Annotated in this window: 12 protein-coding genes and 1 pseudogene; 5 read left to right on the forward strand and 8 right to left on the reverse strand. The window is 67.1% G+C overall.

What is annotated here, in order from left to right:
- Positions 1-178: 178 nt before the first annotated feature.
- The gene (gene efp / locus ABE483_RS11705; protein ID WP_019182820.1) at positions 179-748 is read right to left on the reverse strand and encodes an elongation factor P; all 570 of its coding nucleotides are present in this window, start codon (positions 746-748) and stop codon (positions 179-181) included.
- A gap of 126 nt (positions 749-874) precedes the next feature.
- Between efp and epmB the strand changes: the two genes are divergently transcribed.
- Positions 875-1,879: an EF-P beta-lysylation protein EpmB gene (gene epmB, locus ABE483_RS11710; RefSeq protein WP_346481740.1), complete on the forward strand. Its 1,005-nt coding sequence runs from the start codon at positions 875-877 to the stop codon at positions 1,877-1,879.
- Here the strand turns inward: epmB and ABE483_RS11715 are convergent, their stop codons facing one another.
- Genes ABE483_RS11715 through ABE483_RS11725 form a run of 3 tightly spaced genes read right to left on the reverse strand, consistent with a single transcriptional unit; the run spans position 1,880 to position 5,761 of the window.
- Positions 1,880-4,006, reverse strand: a complete 2,127-nt coding sequence (locus tag ABE483_RS11715) for an EAL domain-containing protein (RefSeq protein ID WP_346481741.1) — start codon at positions 4,004-4,006, stop codon at positions 1,880-1,882.
- Positions 4,003-4,935, reverse strand: a complete 933-nt coding sequence (locus tag ABE483_RS11720) for a phosphate/phosphite/phosphonate ABC transporter substrate-binding protein (protein ID WP_313212366.1) — start codon at positions 4,933-4,935, stop codon at positions 4,003-4,005. Before ABE483_RS11720 ends, ABE483_RS11715 begins: the two co-directional genes overlap by 4 nt.
- 52 nt (positions 4,936-4,987) lie before the next feature.
- On the reverse strand, positions 4,988-5,761 hold the full coding sequence (locus tag ABE483_RS11725; protein ID WP_313212367.1) for an RNA methyltransferase: 774 nt from the start codon (positions 5,759-5,761) through the stop codon (positions 4,988-4,990).
- 119 nt (positions 5,762-5,880) lie between these two features.
- Here ABE483_RS11725 and ABE483_RS11730 point away from each other — a divergent pair, with 119 nt between their 5' ends.
- Positions 5,881-6,708, forward strand: a complete 828-nt coding sequence (locus ABE483_RS11730) for an inositol monophosphatase family protein (RefSeq protein WP_019182815.1) — start codon at positions 5,881-5,883, stop codon at positions 6,706-6,708.
- Between the two features lie 451 nt (positions 6,709-7,159).
- On the opposite strand, the gene htpX is transcribed toward ABE483_RS11730, so the two are convergent.
- Positions 7,160-8,032, reverse strand: a complete 873-nt coding sequence (htpX, locus tag ABE483_RS11735; protein WP_313212368.1) for a protease HtpX — start codon at positions 8,030-8,032, stop codon at positions 7,160-7,162.
- Positions 8,033-8,124: 92 nt separating this feature from the next.
- Between htpX and gluQRS the strand changes: the two are divergent.
- The 3 genes and pseudogenes from gluQRS to phaR form a co-directional block, all read left to right on the forward strand.
- Positions 8,125-9,044, forward strand: a pseudogene (gene gluQRS, locus ABE483_RS11740) (tRNA glutamyl-Q(34) synthetase GluQRS); the annotation flags it as partial.
- A gap of 39 nt (positions 9,045-9,083) precedes the next feature.
- Positions 9,084-9,824 (forward strand): acetoacetyl-CoA reductase, encoded by a 741-nt coding sequence (gene phbB / locus ABE483_RS11745; RefSeq protein ID WP_121038246.1) that lies wholly within the window; start codon positions 9,084-9,086, stop codon positions 9,822-9,824.
- A gap of 121 nt (positions 9,825-9,945) precedes the next feature.
- Positions 9,946-10,485 (forward strand): polyhydroxyalkanoate synthesis repressor PhaR, encoded by a 540-nt coding sequence (phaR, locus tag ABE483_RS11750; RefSeq protein ID WP_070470221.1) that lies wholly within the window; start codon positions 9,946-9,948, stop codon positions 10,483-10,485.
- Between the two features lie 121 nt (positions 10,486-10,606).
- Here the strand turns inward: phaR and ABE483_RS11755 are convergent, their stop codons facing one another.
- The 3 genes from ABE483_RS11755 to mutL are packed head-to-tail and all read right to left on the reverse strand — an operon-like array spanning position 10,607 to position 14,392.
- Positions 10,607-11,569, reverse strand: a complete 963-nt coding sequence (locus ABE483_RS11755; RefSeq protein WP_346481771.1) for a TraB/GumN family protein — start codon at positions 11,567-11,569, stop codon at positions 10,607-10,609.
- Positions 11,570-11,571: 2 nt separating this feature from the next.
- Positions 11,572-12,510, reverse strand: coding sequence for a DUF1684 domain-containing protein (locus ABE483_RS11760; protein ID WP_346481742.1), 939 nt, complete (start codon positions 12,508-12,510; stop codon positions 11,572-11,574).
- 10 nt (positions 12,511-12,520) lie between these two features.
- Complete coding sequence (gene mutL / locus ABE483_RS11765; RefSeq protein ID WP_346481743.1) at positions 12,521-14,392, reverse strand: DNA mismatch repair endonuclease MutL; 1,872 nt, start codon at positions 14,390-14,392, stop codon at positions 12,521-12,523.
- Positions 14,393-14,429: the final 37 nt, after the last annotated feature.

Consider the following 14,429-nt stretch of genomic DNA (forward strand, 5'->3'; position numbering starts at 1 on the left):
GTCGGCTCTACCGGGTGCGGTGGTCGGCCGGTGCTGCAGCCGACCAACGGTCGGCTCTACCGGGTGCGGTGGTCGGCCGGTGCTGCAGCCGACCAACGGTCGGCTCTACCGGGTGCGGTGGTCGGCCGGTGCTGCAGCCGACCAACGGTCGGCTCTACCGTAATCCGGCTTTGCCGGATTACTTGCCTGCGCGTGCGGAGTATTCGCCCGAGCGGGTGTCGACCTTGATGATTTCATCCTGGTTGACGAACAGCGGCACGCGGACCACGGCGCCGGTTTCCAGGGTGGCCGGCTTGCCGCCGCCGCCCGAGGTGTCGCCACGGACGCCCGGATCGGTTTCGGTGATCTTCAGTTCCACGAAGTTCGGCGGCTGGACGAAGATCGGCTCGCCGTTCCACAGGGTGACGATGCAGGACTCTTCGCCCTTCAGCCACTTCTCGGCGCCGCCCATGCCGGCCTTGGTGGCCTGGACCTGCTCGAAGGATTCGGGGTCCATGAAGTGCCAGAACTCGCCGTCGCTGTACATGAAGTCCATGTTGGTATCCACAACGTCGGCCTTCTCCACGTCATCGGTGGCCTTCATGGTCATTTCGACCACGCGGCCCGACTTGATGAAGCGGTACTTCATGCGGGTGAAGGCCTGGCCCTTGCCCGGCTTGACGTATTCGGTCTCGGTGATGACCGCTGGTTCATTGTTGACCAGGATCTTCATCCCGTTCTTGACGTCGTTCATGCCAACAGTGGCCATGCTGAAACTCCTGAATGGGCAAACGCCGCGCAGGCGCGGCGAGCCGGATAGAATGGGAAATCCCACCGACACCGGTGGGGTGACTCGATATTTCTGACCCACATGATAACCGCAGGCCCCCATTCCATGCAGCTTTCCGCCACGCCCCTGGCCGCCCCCGTCCGCTGGCAGCAACGGTGGCGCGAGGCGATCCGCGACCCGCGCGAGCTGCTGCGCCAGTTGGGGCTGGATCCGGCGGAACTGGGCGTTTCGGACGAGGCGGCCGGCCAGTTCGCGGTGCGTGTGCCGCAAGGCTTTGCAGCCCGGATGCGTCATGGCGACCGCCATGACCCCCTGCTCCGCCAGGTCCTGCCGATCACCGACGAGCTGAAGGTCGTGCCCGGCTTCAGCCTGGATGCGGTGGGCGACGGGGCGGCCAAGAAGGCCACCGGGGTCATCCAGAAGTACCGCGGCCGCGCCCTGCTGGTCACCACCGGCAGCTGCGCGATCAACTGCCGGTACTGTTTCCGCCGCCATTTCGACTACGGCACCGAGAACGCGGCCCGCGAGGGCTGGCGCGATGCCGTGGATGCGATCGCGCAGGACCCGGACATCGACGAGGTGATCCTGTCCGGCGGCGACCCGCTCTCGCTGGCCACCCACAAGCTGGTGGAGCTGACCCAGGCCCTGAAGCAGATTCCGCACCTGCGCCGCCTGCGCATCCACAGCCGCCTGCCGGTGGTGCTGCCCGAGCGCGTGGACGACGCGCTGGTGCAGTGGATCGGCTCGCTGCCGTGGCCGGTGGCGTTCGTGATCCATGCCAACCACGCCAATGAATTCGACGCATCGGTGGACGCCGCGATGGCGCGCCTGCGTGAGGCCGGTGCCACCCTGCTCAACCAGGCGGTGCTCCTGCGCGGGGTCAACGATTCGATCGAGGCGCTGCAGGCGCTGAGCGAGCGCAGTTTCGCGGCGGGCGTGCTGCCCTATTACCTGTATCAGGTGGACCGGGTCGAAGGCGTGGCCCATTTCGAAGTGGCCGACGACACCGCCAAGGACCTGCATGCGCAGCTGACCGCGCGCCTGTCCGGCTACCTGGTTCCCAAGCTGGTCCGCGAGATCTCCGGCGACAGCAGCAAGCGCCCGGTCTGATCAGCTGCCGGCCTCGAGCAGCTGCACCACGTCCGTGGCGCTGACCGGGTGGCTCAACCAGTAGCCCTGGGCCAGGTCGCAGCCGCGCTGGGCCAGCAGATCGAACTGCACTTCCTGCTCGATGCCTTCGGCCACCACGGTGATCCCCAGTGCATGGGCCATGGCGATGATCGCCGTGGTCAACGCCAGATCGTCCGGGTCACGCTGCATGTCGGCCACGAAGCTCTTGTCGATCTTGACCCCGTCCACCGGCACCTGGCGCAGGTGGCTCAGGCCGGAGAAGCCGGTGCCGAAGTCGTCCAGCCAGACTTTGACGCCCGTCCGGTGCAGCTTGTCCAGCAGCGCGGCAGCCAGCATTTCATCGCCGATCACGGCGGTTTCGGTCAGCTCCAGGTGCAGGCGCGAGGCCGGCAGGCCGGTGTCGCGCAGGCAGTCGGCGACCAGCGTCGGCAGCTCGCCACCGCGCAGCTGGCGCGGTGACACGTTGACCGAGACGAACAGGCCTTCGCCATCGGCACCCGGCGGCCACTGCACCGCCTCGGTACAGGCCGCGCGCAGCACCTTGGGGCCGATCACTTCGATCAGGCCACTCTGCTCGGCCACTTCGATGAACACCGAGGGCGGAATCGTGCCCAGGGTGGGGTGTTGCCAGCGCAGCAGCACCTCCACGCCGACCATGCGGCGGTCGCGGGTCCGGTAGATCGGCTGATAGGCCAGCCGCAGCTCGCCGCGCTCCCAGGCGCCGCGCAGCTCCTGTTCCATGTGCACGCGGCGCTCGACCGCGTGATCCATGGCCCGGCTGTAGTACCGGTAGCAGTTCTTGCCCGCCATCTTGGCCTGGTACATGGCGATGTCGCCGTTCTTGAGCAGCGTGGTGGCATCGGCGGCATCATCGGGAAACAGGGTCACGCCGATCGAGGCGCCCAGGAACAGCTCGCGGCCCTGCACCACCAGCGGCTTGCCCAGCTCACGCACGAGAATCTCGGCCAGCTCACGGGCGCCGGCAGGAACATCGCCGTCACCGATCAGGATCACGAACTCATCGCCACCGAAGCGCGCCAGCAGCGCTTCATCCCCACCGGCCTGGGCCACCGCCGCGCTGATCCGCTGCGCGAACTGCAGCAAGGCCTCGTCACCGGCCTCGTGGCCCAGCGTGTCGTTGACGCGCTTGAAATCGTCCATGTCAGCGAACAACAGCCCCAGCCGATGCCCGGAGGCCCGTGCCGCCATCAAGCGATGATCCAGCGCCTCGCGGAAGGCCAGCCGGTTGGTCAGCCCGGTCAGGGCGTCGGTATAGGCCATGTGCCGCACCTCCCGGTCGTGCCGGGCAATCGCCTGGCTCATGCGACCGAACGCGCGCATCAGCTCCCCCACCTCATCCTGACGCCGGATCTCCGGCATCTGCAGGGTGTAATCGCCGGCCTCGATCTGGCGGGCGGCGCCGGCCAGCCAGCGGATCGGCGTGACCAGGGTGCGCTGCACGTAGATGATCACCACTGAGCCGATTCCGACCAGCAGGCCGAGCATCAGCAGCAGCCAGCCCAGGTGCCGCTTGCCGACCTGCTGCAGGCGGTCGCCCAGGGTCTGGTTGGCCTGCTGCTCCATGGCCTGCACATCGTCCAGCGCCATGCCCACGCGCACGCCGCCGATCCGCTGGTTGCCGATCATGATCGGCATCGCGTTGTCGAGCACCTTGGGCGACTGCTGCACCACCAGCCCGCGCGCGCCGGCCGCGCCCGCCGCGAGCGGATCGGTCATCGGCTGGCCAAACTCGAGCACGTCCAGCGTGCCGTCGTGGATCAGCCTGCCGTTGTCATCGAACACCAGCACATAGCGCACCACCTGCTGCCGCGAGGTATTGCGCACCAGCGCACCGACCTGCTCCAGGTCGTTGTAATAGAGCGGATTGGCCAGCGCATCGGACAGCTCCCGCGCCAGCGCTTCGCCCCGGCTGCGCACACTGCGGTCGAACAGGTCATGGATGACCGTCCCGCTGAGGTGCTGCACCTCCCCCTGCATCGTCGCCTGGCGCCCCAGCACCACGGCCACGATCGCCACCACGACCAGCATCGCGCCGCCCATCGCCAGCACGAAGCGGGCCTGCATTCCCGAACCCAAGCGACTCATTCCACTTCCATCCGCACGCGCGTCAAGCCTTGTTTCAATTCATCCAGCCGGTGCTGCATCTGCGCATCCACCCGGTGGAACCCGGACGTACCAAAAAATGTTTTCAATGCCGGCTGCGCCTGCGGATCCGATGCGGCATCCAGCAGAACCTGCTGCAACCGGTCGCGCACCTTCGGATCCAGGTCGTCACGCACCATTTCGACCGCACGCGGATACGGTTCGGTGCGATGGATGATGCGGAAATCGCGCAGGAAATTGGCCGGAATGCGTTTGGCATCGGACCAGTCCACGCTGCTCACCGCACCGGCATCGACCAGCCCCTTGTGGACGAACGTGGCGATGTTCGATTCCGACCGCGCGAACACGTAACCCACCGTATCCGGTGCGGCGACATCGCCGATCGAGGCCAGGATTTCCGGCGTCTCGCCGTGCTGCAGCAGGGTCATCACCGGCACCAGATACGCGCTGGTGGAGGCCACGTTCTGCAACGCCAGGGTGTGCCCACGCAGGTCTTCCAGTGTCTGGATGGGGCTGTCGCGGCGCACGAAAAACACGGTGTGGTAGTCGCGAACGCCGCTGCGCTCGGTCAGCAGCAGCGGCCTGGCGCCGCTGCGCAACCCCAGCGCGACGGCAGTACCGGAGGTCTCGGTCACCCAGTCGACCCGGCCGCGGCGCAGGTAACTGCCCATCTGCTGGGTGTCGCGCGCCATCAGGATGCGGCCTTCGGTGATACCAACATCGTGCATGCGCGGAATCACGTAATCGAGCAGGGGCTGCAGTTGCGCATAGTGTGACCTGGGGTCGTCGCTGATCCGGCCCAGCACCAGCACCTGCGCGGGGCCGGCCCACACCGGGCCGGTCATCGCGGCAATGGCCAGACACAGCACTACGCTCTGCAGCAGCCTTCGCAGTCCCGACAAGCCCATCACTCCCCCCAAGGAATCGAGACAGACTACCCGAAAAAATGAGAACTGCGTCAGCTTACAGGGGCTTATTCGTCGCCAATCGCGCCATGCGCTGTGCGTCGGAGAGGATACCGCGCAGCAGGCGCACTTCCTGTTCGCTCAATTCGGTGCGCAGGAACAGACGGCGCAGCTTGCGCATCGCCGATTCGGGGGCACGGCCCTTGTGGAAATCGATCTCATCCAAGGTGTCACCCAGCTGGCCGAACAGGCCTTCCACCTGGGCATGGCTGGCCGGCGCTTCGCCGAAGCCGGGGTCGGCCGGGACGGCGACCGGGGCATCGGCCGCGCCGAGAATGGCCATGCGCACTTCATAGGCCAGCACCTGGACAGCGGCGGCCAGGTTCAATGAACTGAAGTCCGGGTTGGACGGAATATGCACGGCGGCGTGGCAGAGCTGCAGCTCTTCGTTGGTCAGGCCGGTGCGTTCACGGCCGAACACGAACGCCACTTCGGCCGGCTCGGCGGCCTTGGCCAGGACGCGCTGGGCAGCCACGGCCGGCAGCAGCTCTTCCAGCTGGACCCGGCGCGAGCGGGCGGTACAGCCCAGCACGAAGCGGCAGTCGGCCACGGCCTCGGCCAGGGTCGCCACCACCGGCGCGTCGCCCAGGACGTCTTCGGCACCGGCCGAGCGGCGGAAGGCCTCTTCATCCAGCGGTTTTTCAGGGGCGACCAGGACCAGGCGGCCCAGGCCCATGGTTTTCATGGCGCGTGCGGCCGCCCCCATGTTTCCGGGGTGCTGGGTGCCGACCAGGACGAAGCGGATGCGGGCGGGAGCGGTTTCTACGGACATGAACAGGCCAAATGCGAGCAGGACAGCGACAAATGGTAAACTGTGCGACCGGCCTCTGCGCCGGGACCGCTCTTTTCCCCCGCCAAACCCCTACTCTGCCTTTACGGGAGCTTTTCGCCATGCAGAAACCCGCCGTCACCGTCATGGTCAAGGCCGCCCGCCTCGCCGGCAACGTCCTGTTGCGCAACATCAACAAGCTCGAGGCGTTGAACGTCGTGCAGAAGGGCCGCATGGACTATGCCAGTGAAGTCGATGCAGATGCGGAAAAGGTCATCGTCAAGGAACTCAAGCGCGCCTATCCCGAGTACGGGATCATGGGTGAGGAAGGTGGCGTGCAGTCGGTCAACCGTTACATGTGGGTCATCGATCCGCTGGACGGCACCAGCAACTACCTGCGCGGCTTCCCCCATTACTGCGTGTCCATCGCCCTGGTCGAGAACGGTGAGCCGATCGACGCGGTGATCTTCGATCCGCTTCGCAATGAGCTGTTCACCGCCAGCCGTGGTGCGGGCGCGGTGTTCAATGACCGCCGTATCCGGATTGCCGAGCGCAAGGATCTGGGCGGCGCGATGATCCATACCGGTTTTGCCCCGCGTGAGCGTCAGCGCACGAGCGCGCAGCTGAAGGCGGTGGACGCGCTGCTGGTGCAGGCCGAAGACGTGCGCCGCACCGGTTCGGCGGCACTGGACCTGGCCTATGTGGCCTGTGGCCGTGCCGATGCGTACTTCGAGGCCGGTGTGAAGGCCTGGGACATCGCCGCCGGTGTGCTGCTGGTCCGCGAGGCCGGTGGCCGCGTCTGCGATTTCAAGGGCGCGACCCCGGCCCGTATGGACAGCCGTGGTCCGGAGACGCAGCAGATCGTGGCTGGCAATGTGAAGATCAGCGATGCGCTGCAGAAGGTGCTGGTCAATACGGGCTACGCGGCGGAGTTCGACGCGAAGTTCTGATCGGGCTGGATCTGATCTGCATGATGACGGCGCCTTCGGGCGCCGTTGTTGTTTGTGGGCCGTCATCGTGCGCCCTGCTGGACACGTCGTCGTGCGCCCTGCTCGGCGTGCCACGGTAGTGCCGACCGTTGGTCGGCTGCTGTTGAATTGCTGCCAACGGCAGCGGCAACAGCAACAGCAACGGCAGCGGCAGCGGCAGCGCTTCCATTGCTGAGGGCGAGAGGCCGGTGGGTAGCCTGGGCCAAGACGCGCCGTAAACCCATCCCTGGGGGCTCGTGGGCGCCCTCCATGGCGCCCTGACGGTCTTGGCCCAGGCTACCCACCGGCCTCTCGACAGATCTTGATGTGGCGGATGGAAGCGCTCGTGCTGCTGAGTCCACTCGGGGCACCTGCTCGCCCAACAAAAACGCCCGGCGGAAGCCGGGCGTTCTGGTCAGCGCACTGCGGTGGGTTACACCACGGTGTTGTTGGCGGCGCGCAGGGCGGCGATGCGCTCGTCCAGCGGGGGGTGGCTCATGAACAGCTTCTTGGCAGCGCCGCCGGCGATGCCGAAGGCGGCGATCTGGGTCGGCAGGGTGCTCTGGCCGTGGTTGACCTTGAGGCGTTCCAGGGCGGCGATCATTTTCTGGCGGCCGGCCAGGTGGGCGCCGCCGGCGTCGGCGCGGAATTCGCGGTGACGGGAGAACCACATGGAGATCATGGTGGCGAACAGGCCGAACACCATTTCCAGGACGAACACGATGATGTAGTACGCAAAGCCGCGGCCGCCGCCTTCGCGGTTGCCGGACAGGGCGCTGTCGATGAAGCCGCCGACGATGCGGGCCAGGACGATCACGAAGGTGTTGAGTACGCCCTGCAGCAGGGCCATGGTGATCATGTCACCGTTGGCGACGTGGGCGATTTCATGGCCGAGCACGGCTTCGGCTTCGTCTTCGCTCATGTTGTGCAGCAGGCCGGTGGACACCGCGACCAGGGCCTTGTTGCGGTTGGCGCCGGTGGCGAAGGCGTTGATCTCCGGGCCTTCGTACACGGCCACTTCGGGCATGCCGATGCCGGCTTCACGGGCCTGGCGCTCCACGGTGGCCAGCAGCCAGCGCTCGGTCGGGTTGCGCGGCTCGGTGATCACGACGGCGCCGGTGGAGCGCTTGGCCATGAACTTGGAGAGCAGCAGGGAAATGAACGAGCCGCCGAAACCAAAGATGGCCGCGAAGACCAGCAGGCCGCTCATCTTGTTGGGATCGACGCCCACTACCGACATCACGATGCCGGCCAGGATCAGCACCGCAAAGTTGGTCAGCAGGAAGAGAGCAATGCGACTGAACATGGAAAAGGACGCTCATGGGAGGTTGATGAGTGCAAATCTGCGGGGACTTCAGCTTGAATTCAAGTCGCAAACTGACCGACGATTCATAGTCCATGTCTGATTCCTCCTATTACGGGCGCTTTGCGCCCTCCCCTACCGGCCCCCTGCACCCCGGCTCGCTGCTGGCGGCGCTCGGCAGCTGGCTGCTCGCCCGCCACGCCGGCGGCCAGTGGCTGGTGCGGGTGGAGGACGTCGATCCTCCTCGAACGGTGCCTGGCGCGGTGAGCGGCCAACTGGCCGCACTCGCCGCCTTCGGGTTGCGCAGTGACGGGCCGATCGTCCATCAGAGCCAGCGCGATGCGCTGTACCAGGGCGCGCTGGACCGCCTGCTGCGCGAGGGCAAGGCATTTGCCTGCCATTGCAGCCGCAGCGAGCTGGCTGCGCAGGGCGGCATCCATCACCACTGCGTGGCCCGCGCCGCGCGTGCGCAACCGGCGGTGCGGCTGCGGGTAGCGCCGGGCAGCGTGGTGCGATTCGACGACGGCTTGCAGGGCCGGATCGTGCAGGACGTGCACGCCGAGGTCGGCGACTTCGTGCTGCGCCGGGCCGACGGTTACTGGGCGTATCAGCTGGCAGTGGTGGTCGACGATGGCGCGCAGCACATGACCGACGTAGTGCGCGGCGCGGACCTGCTCGATTCCACGCCGCGCCAGATCCTGCTGCAGCAGGCCCTGGATTTGCCGACACCGCGCTACCTGCATCTGCCGCTGCTGCTCGGCCCGGAGGGGCGCAAGCTCTCCAAGTCCGAGGCGGCGCTGCCGGTGGATCCCGCCCAGCCGCTGCCAGCGCTGCGGCGGGCGTGGGCGCAGCTGGGCCAGGATCCGGCGGTCGGTGCAGGGGCCGATGAGGTGGGCGGGTGGCTTCAGCAGGCGGCCGATGGCTTCGATCCGGCGAGATTGCCACCGGGCGACATTCCGCTGCCGCACGGTGCCGGCGCGGGCGCCCCTTTTGCCCGCTGATGTTGCAGAATCCTGTTCCCCCTTGTTCGCCCTGCCTTTCGGAGTAGCTGCTCATGACATCTCGCGTCGCACTGGTCACCGGTGGTACCGGCGGTATCGGTACTGCCATCTGCCAACGCCTGGCCGACCAGGGCCATCGGGTCGCCACCAACTACCGTGACGAAGCCAAAGCCAAGGCCTGGCGCGAGAAGATGCTGGCGCGCGGCTGCGATGTGGCGATCTTCCCGGGCGATGTGTCCGACCCCGGCACCGCCGAAAGCATGGTGCAGGCTGTCGAAGCGGCGCTGGGCCCGGTCGAGATCCTGATCAACAACGCCGGCATCACCCGCGACACCACCTTCCACCGCATGCGTGCGGACCAGTGGCACGACGTGATCAACACCAACCTCAATTCGGTGTTCAACGTCACCCGCCCGGTCATCGAGGGCATGCGCCGCCGCGGCTGGGGGCGGGTCATCCAGATCAGCTCGATCAACGGCCTGAAGGGCCAGTACGGCCAGGCCAACTACGCCGCCGCCAAGGCCGGCATGCACGGCTTCACCATTTCGCTGGCCCGTGAGAATGCCGGCTTCGGCATCACCGTGAACACGATTTCGCCGGGCTATGTGGCCACCGACATGGTGATGGCCGTGCCGGACGAAGTGCGCGCCAAGATCATCGCCGACATCCCCACCGGCCGCCTCGGCAAGCCGGAAGAGATCGCCTACGCAGTGGCCTTCCTGGTCAACGAGGAAGCGTCCTGGATCACCGGCTCCAACCTGGACATCAACGGCGGCCACCACATGGGGTGGTAAGCGCCGAAAATGCTGCACTCCATGTTGCGCAACATAAATGCGGCCCCTTGCTACCTATGGCGGTTGCATAGGCTGCTGCACTGCGCCATGCTGCGCGCCTACTGTGATGAGTGACTGCTTCATGGCTGCGACCCGCATTATCAAGAAGTACCCGAACCGCCGGCTCTACGACACGGAAATCTCCAGCTACATCACCATAGAGGATGTGCGCCAGCTGATCCTGGACGGTGAGGACTTCGAGGTGCGTGACGCCAAGAGCGGCGATGACCTGACCCGCTCGGTGCTGCTGCAGATCATCGCCGACCAGGAGCAGGACGGCGAACCGATGCTGTCCACCCAGCTGCTCAGCCAGCTGATCCGCTTCTATGGCGACTCGCTGCAGGGCTTCATGGGCAACTATCTGGAGCGCAGCATGCAGGTCTTCCTGGACCAGCAGCAGCAGTTCCGCCAGCAGATGGGCAATCTGCTCGGCCAGACCCCCTGGGCGATGATGAACCAGCTGACCGAGCGCAACATGGAGATGTGGCAGGACTTCCAGCGCAACATGGGCGCCGGCTTCGGCGGCCGCCCGGGTGGCACCGGGACGGGTACCGGCACGGGCACGGGTACCGGCAAGAAGCCGGAAACGCCACCACCGGGCGCAGGCAAGACCCGCCGCTGAGCCCACGCTCGGCGCAATAAAGAAAAAGGCGCTGCCCTCGGGCCGCGCCTTTTCTCGTTCCAGGGTCCGGCGACGTCATCGACGCCGTGCGGTCGGCCCTATCGCCGTCCAGCCGCGCGCATCAGCGCTTGGGCTTGGCGCAGCCGGTGCAGACGCGCTCCACCTTGTAGCCCTTGGCGCGCAGCTTTTCGACCACACCGTCGTTGCCGAGCAGGTGCAACGTGCCCACCACCACCATCGTGCCGCCCTGCCCGGCCTGCAGATGCTGCTGCAGCTTGGGCACCCAGGCATCGTTGCGGTCGGTGTTGATGCGCTTGTACAGCTGCGGGTACTGGCCGCGCATTTCGGTGGCCATCGAGGTCCACAGCAGCTTGTCGTCGCCGCGGCGCCAGGCGTCATGCAGCTTGCGCCCCATCTCGTCGCCCTTGCCGGCCTGCTCCAGCGCTTCGGCCACCATCTGCTGCTGCTCCTTGGCCGACATCCCCGACAGCACCGCGATCTGGGTATCGATGTCCTCCAGCCCGGCGGTCGCCTTGCCGGCACTCGCGGCGCGGGTCATGAAATGTCGATCCAGGCCGAGCGCGGGGTCCAGCCCCATTTTGGTGAACTGACTCAGGGTGATCGTCAGGCCGACGAACCACGGCTTCATGCCCTGCAGCTGGGCCAGCGGCAGCTTGTTCTCCTGCGCATAGGCCTGCAGCCTGGTCCAGGTCGCGGCGTCCAGATCGCGTTTCAGCTCCGAGCCATCGGTGCGCATCGCGGCCTGCACCATTTTCTGTGCCAGCTGCGGCGATTCCATGTCCTGCGGCGACAGCTCGAACACCACCCGCTGGGACGCCGTGAACGCCTGATCGACATCGGCAGAGAGCGGGTAATCGCTCGGCTGCAGCAGATGGAACGACCCCAGCAGATACAGGCGGCTGTCGCCCGGGCCGGTCACCTTCCACAACAGCGGGACCGGCGGGGTGGCTTTCGCCGCTGCCGGCGCGCTCGGCGGCGCGGGGCGCGCTTCGGCGCCGCCCGTACCGACCAACAGGCTCGCCGCGATCAGCAACGGGGACACGACACGCGACAACATCAAGATCATCAAGCCTCTCCTTCAGGGGCGTGGTACGCCTGCTCACCGGCGTCCACACGCAGGTCCAGGCGGTTTTCAGGGGGGGTCAGCGGACAGGTCGCGAACGGGGTGAACGCGCACGGCGGGTTGTAGGCGTGATTGAAATCGATCACCACCCGGCCCTGCGCGTCGGGCGCGGGCAGATCCAGATAGCGGCCGGCCGGATAGCTGCCGTGGCCGCTGGTGCGATCGCCAAAGATCACGAACAACTCGCGGCCAGGCTCGCCGATCGCCTCCAGCCGCCAGGTGCGGCCAGCGCGCTCGAATTCCAGCGTGCCGGCATTGGGCAGGTTCGTGGTCAGTCCGGTGATGTCCACGATCGGCAGCGTCTTGCCGGCCGGATGTGGCACGAAGCGCGCAGTGATGCGCCAGGACGGCCCCCCCGGCCAGTACGTCAGGCCGGTGAAGTTCGTTCGCGAGGGGGCATCGGCGTGCTTGACCCGCAGCGCGAAGCGCTCACCGCGATGGATCAGGCTGAGCCGGCCCTTGTCGTCATCGAAGGCGATGACTGTCGGCGTTGGATCGCGATCACTGAAGAAGCGGATGCGGCCGGTGACCGGCTTGCCCTCCACGCGCATCGGCACGCCACGCTCCGGCGTGAACCAGACGGTGCTGCCCTCGCGCGCGACCATGCCGAGCTTGTCGGGGCCGACCGCCAAACGGATGCCGCTGCCCGGCCCACGCCCGATGTAGTGCGCCTTGTACTCCAGCCAGTGCAGGCCAACCAGGCTGGTCCAGCCATCGGCGGCGTGCAGCGCTTCATAGCGCTGTTGGCGCCACTGCTGCTGTTCGGCCTCGAAGGCCGGATCGACCGCCACGTTCGCCGGTGCCGCCTCATTCTTTTCGCCGCATCCCGACACGCTCACTGCCAGCAGCAACGCGGCGGCCCACACTCCCCAGTGCTTCATGACCTTCCTCTCAACGTCCGCGCAGGAACCAGCGGTCGATTTCCGCCAGCGAAAAACGCGCCCAGGTCGGTCGGCCGTGATTGCACTGACCCGAGCGTTCGGTAATTTCCATGTCGCGCAGCAGGCCGTTCATTTCCGGCACGGTCAGCCGCCGGTTGGCGCGCACCGCGCCGTGGCAGGCCATGGTGGACAGCAGTTCGTCGCGGGCACTGGCAATGCGTCGGCTCTGCCCATGCTCGCGCAGGTCGGTGAGCACGTCGCGCAGCAGCGCTTCGGGTTCGGCATTGGCCAGCAACGCCGGAATGCTGCGTACGTGCAGTGAACCGGGGCCGGCGCGGGTGATCTCAAAGCCCAGCGAGGTCAAGGTTTCGGCCTCGCGCTCGGCGGTGTCGGCATCGCGTTCGCCCACCGCCAGGGTGATCGGCACCAGCAGCGGCTGCGCATGCAGGCCCATGCCATCGTGTGCGGTTTTCAGGCGTTCGTAGCCGATGCGTTCGTGCGCCGCGTGCATGTCCACCACGATCAGGCCTTCGGCGTTCTCGGCCAGGATGTAGATGCCATGCAACTGCGCGATCGCATAACCCAGCGGCGGCACGCCACTGTCGGCTGCGGTCATCGGCAGGCCGTTTTCGGTCGGCATGGGCGGCAGGCTGCCGGTCGCTGCGGTACCGCCCGGCGCGCCATACAGCGCTGCATAGGCGGACGGCGCATCGGCCACGCGCAGCCCCAAGGGGGATTGCTGCGGGCGCCAGTCGCCGCCCATGCCGCCGCCTGCTCCGTTGCCGGCGAGCGCATAGCCGGTGCTGCCGGCGGACGGCAGGCCGTAGGCCGGCGCCGCGGTAGCGACACTCTCGGTGGCATGCACCTGGGGACCGGCCGCGGTCATGCCGGCACGGGTGTCGGCCAGCGCTTCCTTGAGCGTGCGGTAGACGAAATCGTGGATCAGGCGCGAGTCGCGGAAGCGAACCTCATGCTTGGCCGGGTGCACGTTGACGTCCACGCGGGTCGGATCGAGTTCCAGGAACAGCACGTACGCCGGCTGACGGCCATGGAACAGCACGTCGCCGTAGGCCATCTTCACCGCATGGGCGACACTGCGATCGCGCACCGAACGGCCGTTGACGTACAGGTACTGCTGATCGGTGCTGGCCCGCGAATAGTGCGGCTGCGCGATCCAGCCGTGCAGGCGCAGACCGGCCCCGCTGTGATCCACCCGCAGCGCCTGGTTGGCGAAGTCTTCGCCCAGTGTTTCGCCCAGGCGCGCATCCGAGTACAGGTCGCCGGGCTTGTAGCGGCGCGAGGGTTTGCCGTTGTGCGACACGCGCAGCTCGACATCCGGGCGCGCCAGCGCGAGCGAGCGCAGCCACTCTTCGATATGGCCCAGCTCGGTGCGCTCGGCGCGCAGGAACTTGCGGCGCGCCGGTATGTTGTAGAACAGCTCGCGCACTTCCACCGTGGTGCCGGGCGCATGCGCACGCGGCGTGACTTCGCCCAGCCGACCGCCTTCGATCTGCAGGGCCGAACCGTGCTCGTCGATGGCGCGGCGCGAGCTCAGGGTGAAGCGGCTGACCGAGGCGATCGAGGGCAGCGCTTCGCCGCGGAAGCCGAGCGTCGCCACCGATTCCAGATCATCCAGGCTGGCGATCTTGCTGGTTGCATGCCGCGACACTGCCAGCGGCAGCTCTTCCGGGGCGATGCCGCCACCGTCGTCGCGGATGCGGATCAGCCGCACACCGCCCTCTTCCAGGTCGATATCCACGCGGGTGGCGCCGGCGTCCAACGCGTTTTCGACCAGTTCCTTGACCACCGACGCCGGGCGTTCGACCACCTCACCGGCGGCGATCTGGTTGATCAGGATCTCAGGGAGTTGGCGGATGCTCATGCGCACCTCCGGGCAGTGGAGGTGGCAGGCGTGGCAG

This window comes from Stenotrophomonas sp. TWI602 (genome assembly GCF_039674045.1).
GTDB lineage: Bacteria > Pseudomonadota > Gammaproteobacteria > Xanthomonadales > Xanthomonadaceae > Stenotrophomonas.

Excerpts from the sequence above, each read along its gene's own strand:
- efp (WP_019182820.1), bottom strand. The coding sequence starts at position 748 with ATGGCCACTGTTGGCATGAACGACGTCAAGAACGGGATGAAGATCCTG.
- epmB (WP_346481740.1), top strand. The coding sequence starts at position 875 with ATGCAGCTTTCCGCCACGCCCCTGGCCGCCCCCGTCCGCTGGCAGCAA.
- ABE483_RS11715 (WP_346481741.1), bottom strand. The coding sequence starts at position 4,006 with ATGAGTCGCTTGGGTTCGGGAATGCAGGCCCGCTTCGTGCTGGCGATG.
- ABE483_RS11725 (WP_313212367.1), bottom strand. The coding sequence starts at position 5,761 with ATGTCCGTAGAAACCGCTCCCGCCCGCATCCGCTTCGTCCTGGTCGGC.
- ABE483_RS11730 (WP_019182815.1), top strand. The coding sequence starts at position 5,881 with ATGCAGAAACCCGCCGTCACCGTCATGGTCAAGGCCGCCCGCCTCGCC.
- htpX (WP_313212368.1), bottom strand. The coding sequence starts at position 8,032 with ATGTTCAGTCGCATTGCTCTCTTCCTGCTGACCAACTTTGCGGTGCTG.
- phbB (WP_121038246.1), top strand. The coding sequence starts at position 9,084 with ATGACATCTCGCGTCGCACTGGTCACCGGTGGTACCGGCGGTATCGGT.
- phaR (WP_070470221.1), top strand. The coding sequence starts at position 9,946 with ATGGCTGCGACCCGCATTATCAAGAAGTACCCGAACCGCCGGCTCTAC.
- ABE483_RS11760 (WP_346481742.1), bottom strand. The coding sequence starts at position 12,510 with ATGAAGCACTGGGGAGTGTGGGCCGCCGCGTTGCTGCTGGCAGTGAGC.
- mutL (WP_346481743.1), bottom strand. The coding sequence starts at position 14,392 with ATGAGCATCCGCCAACTCCCTGAGATCCTGATCAACCAGATCGCCGCC.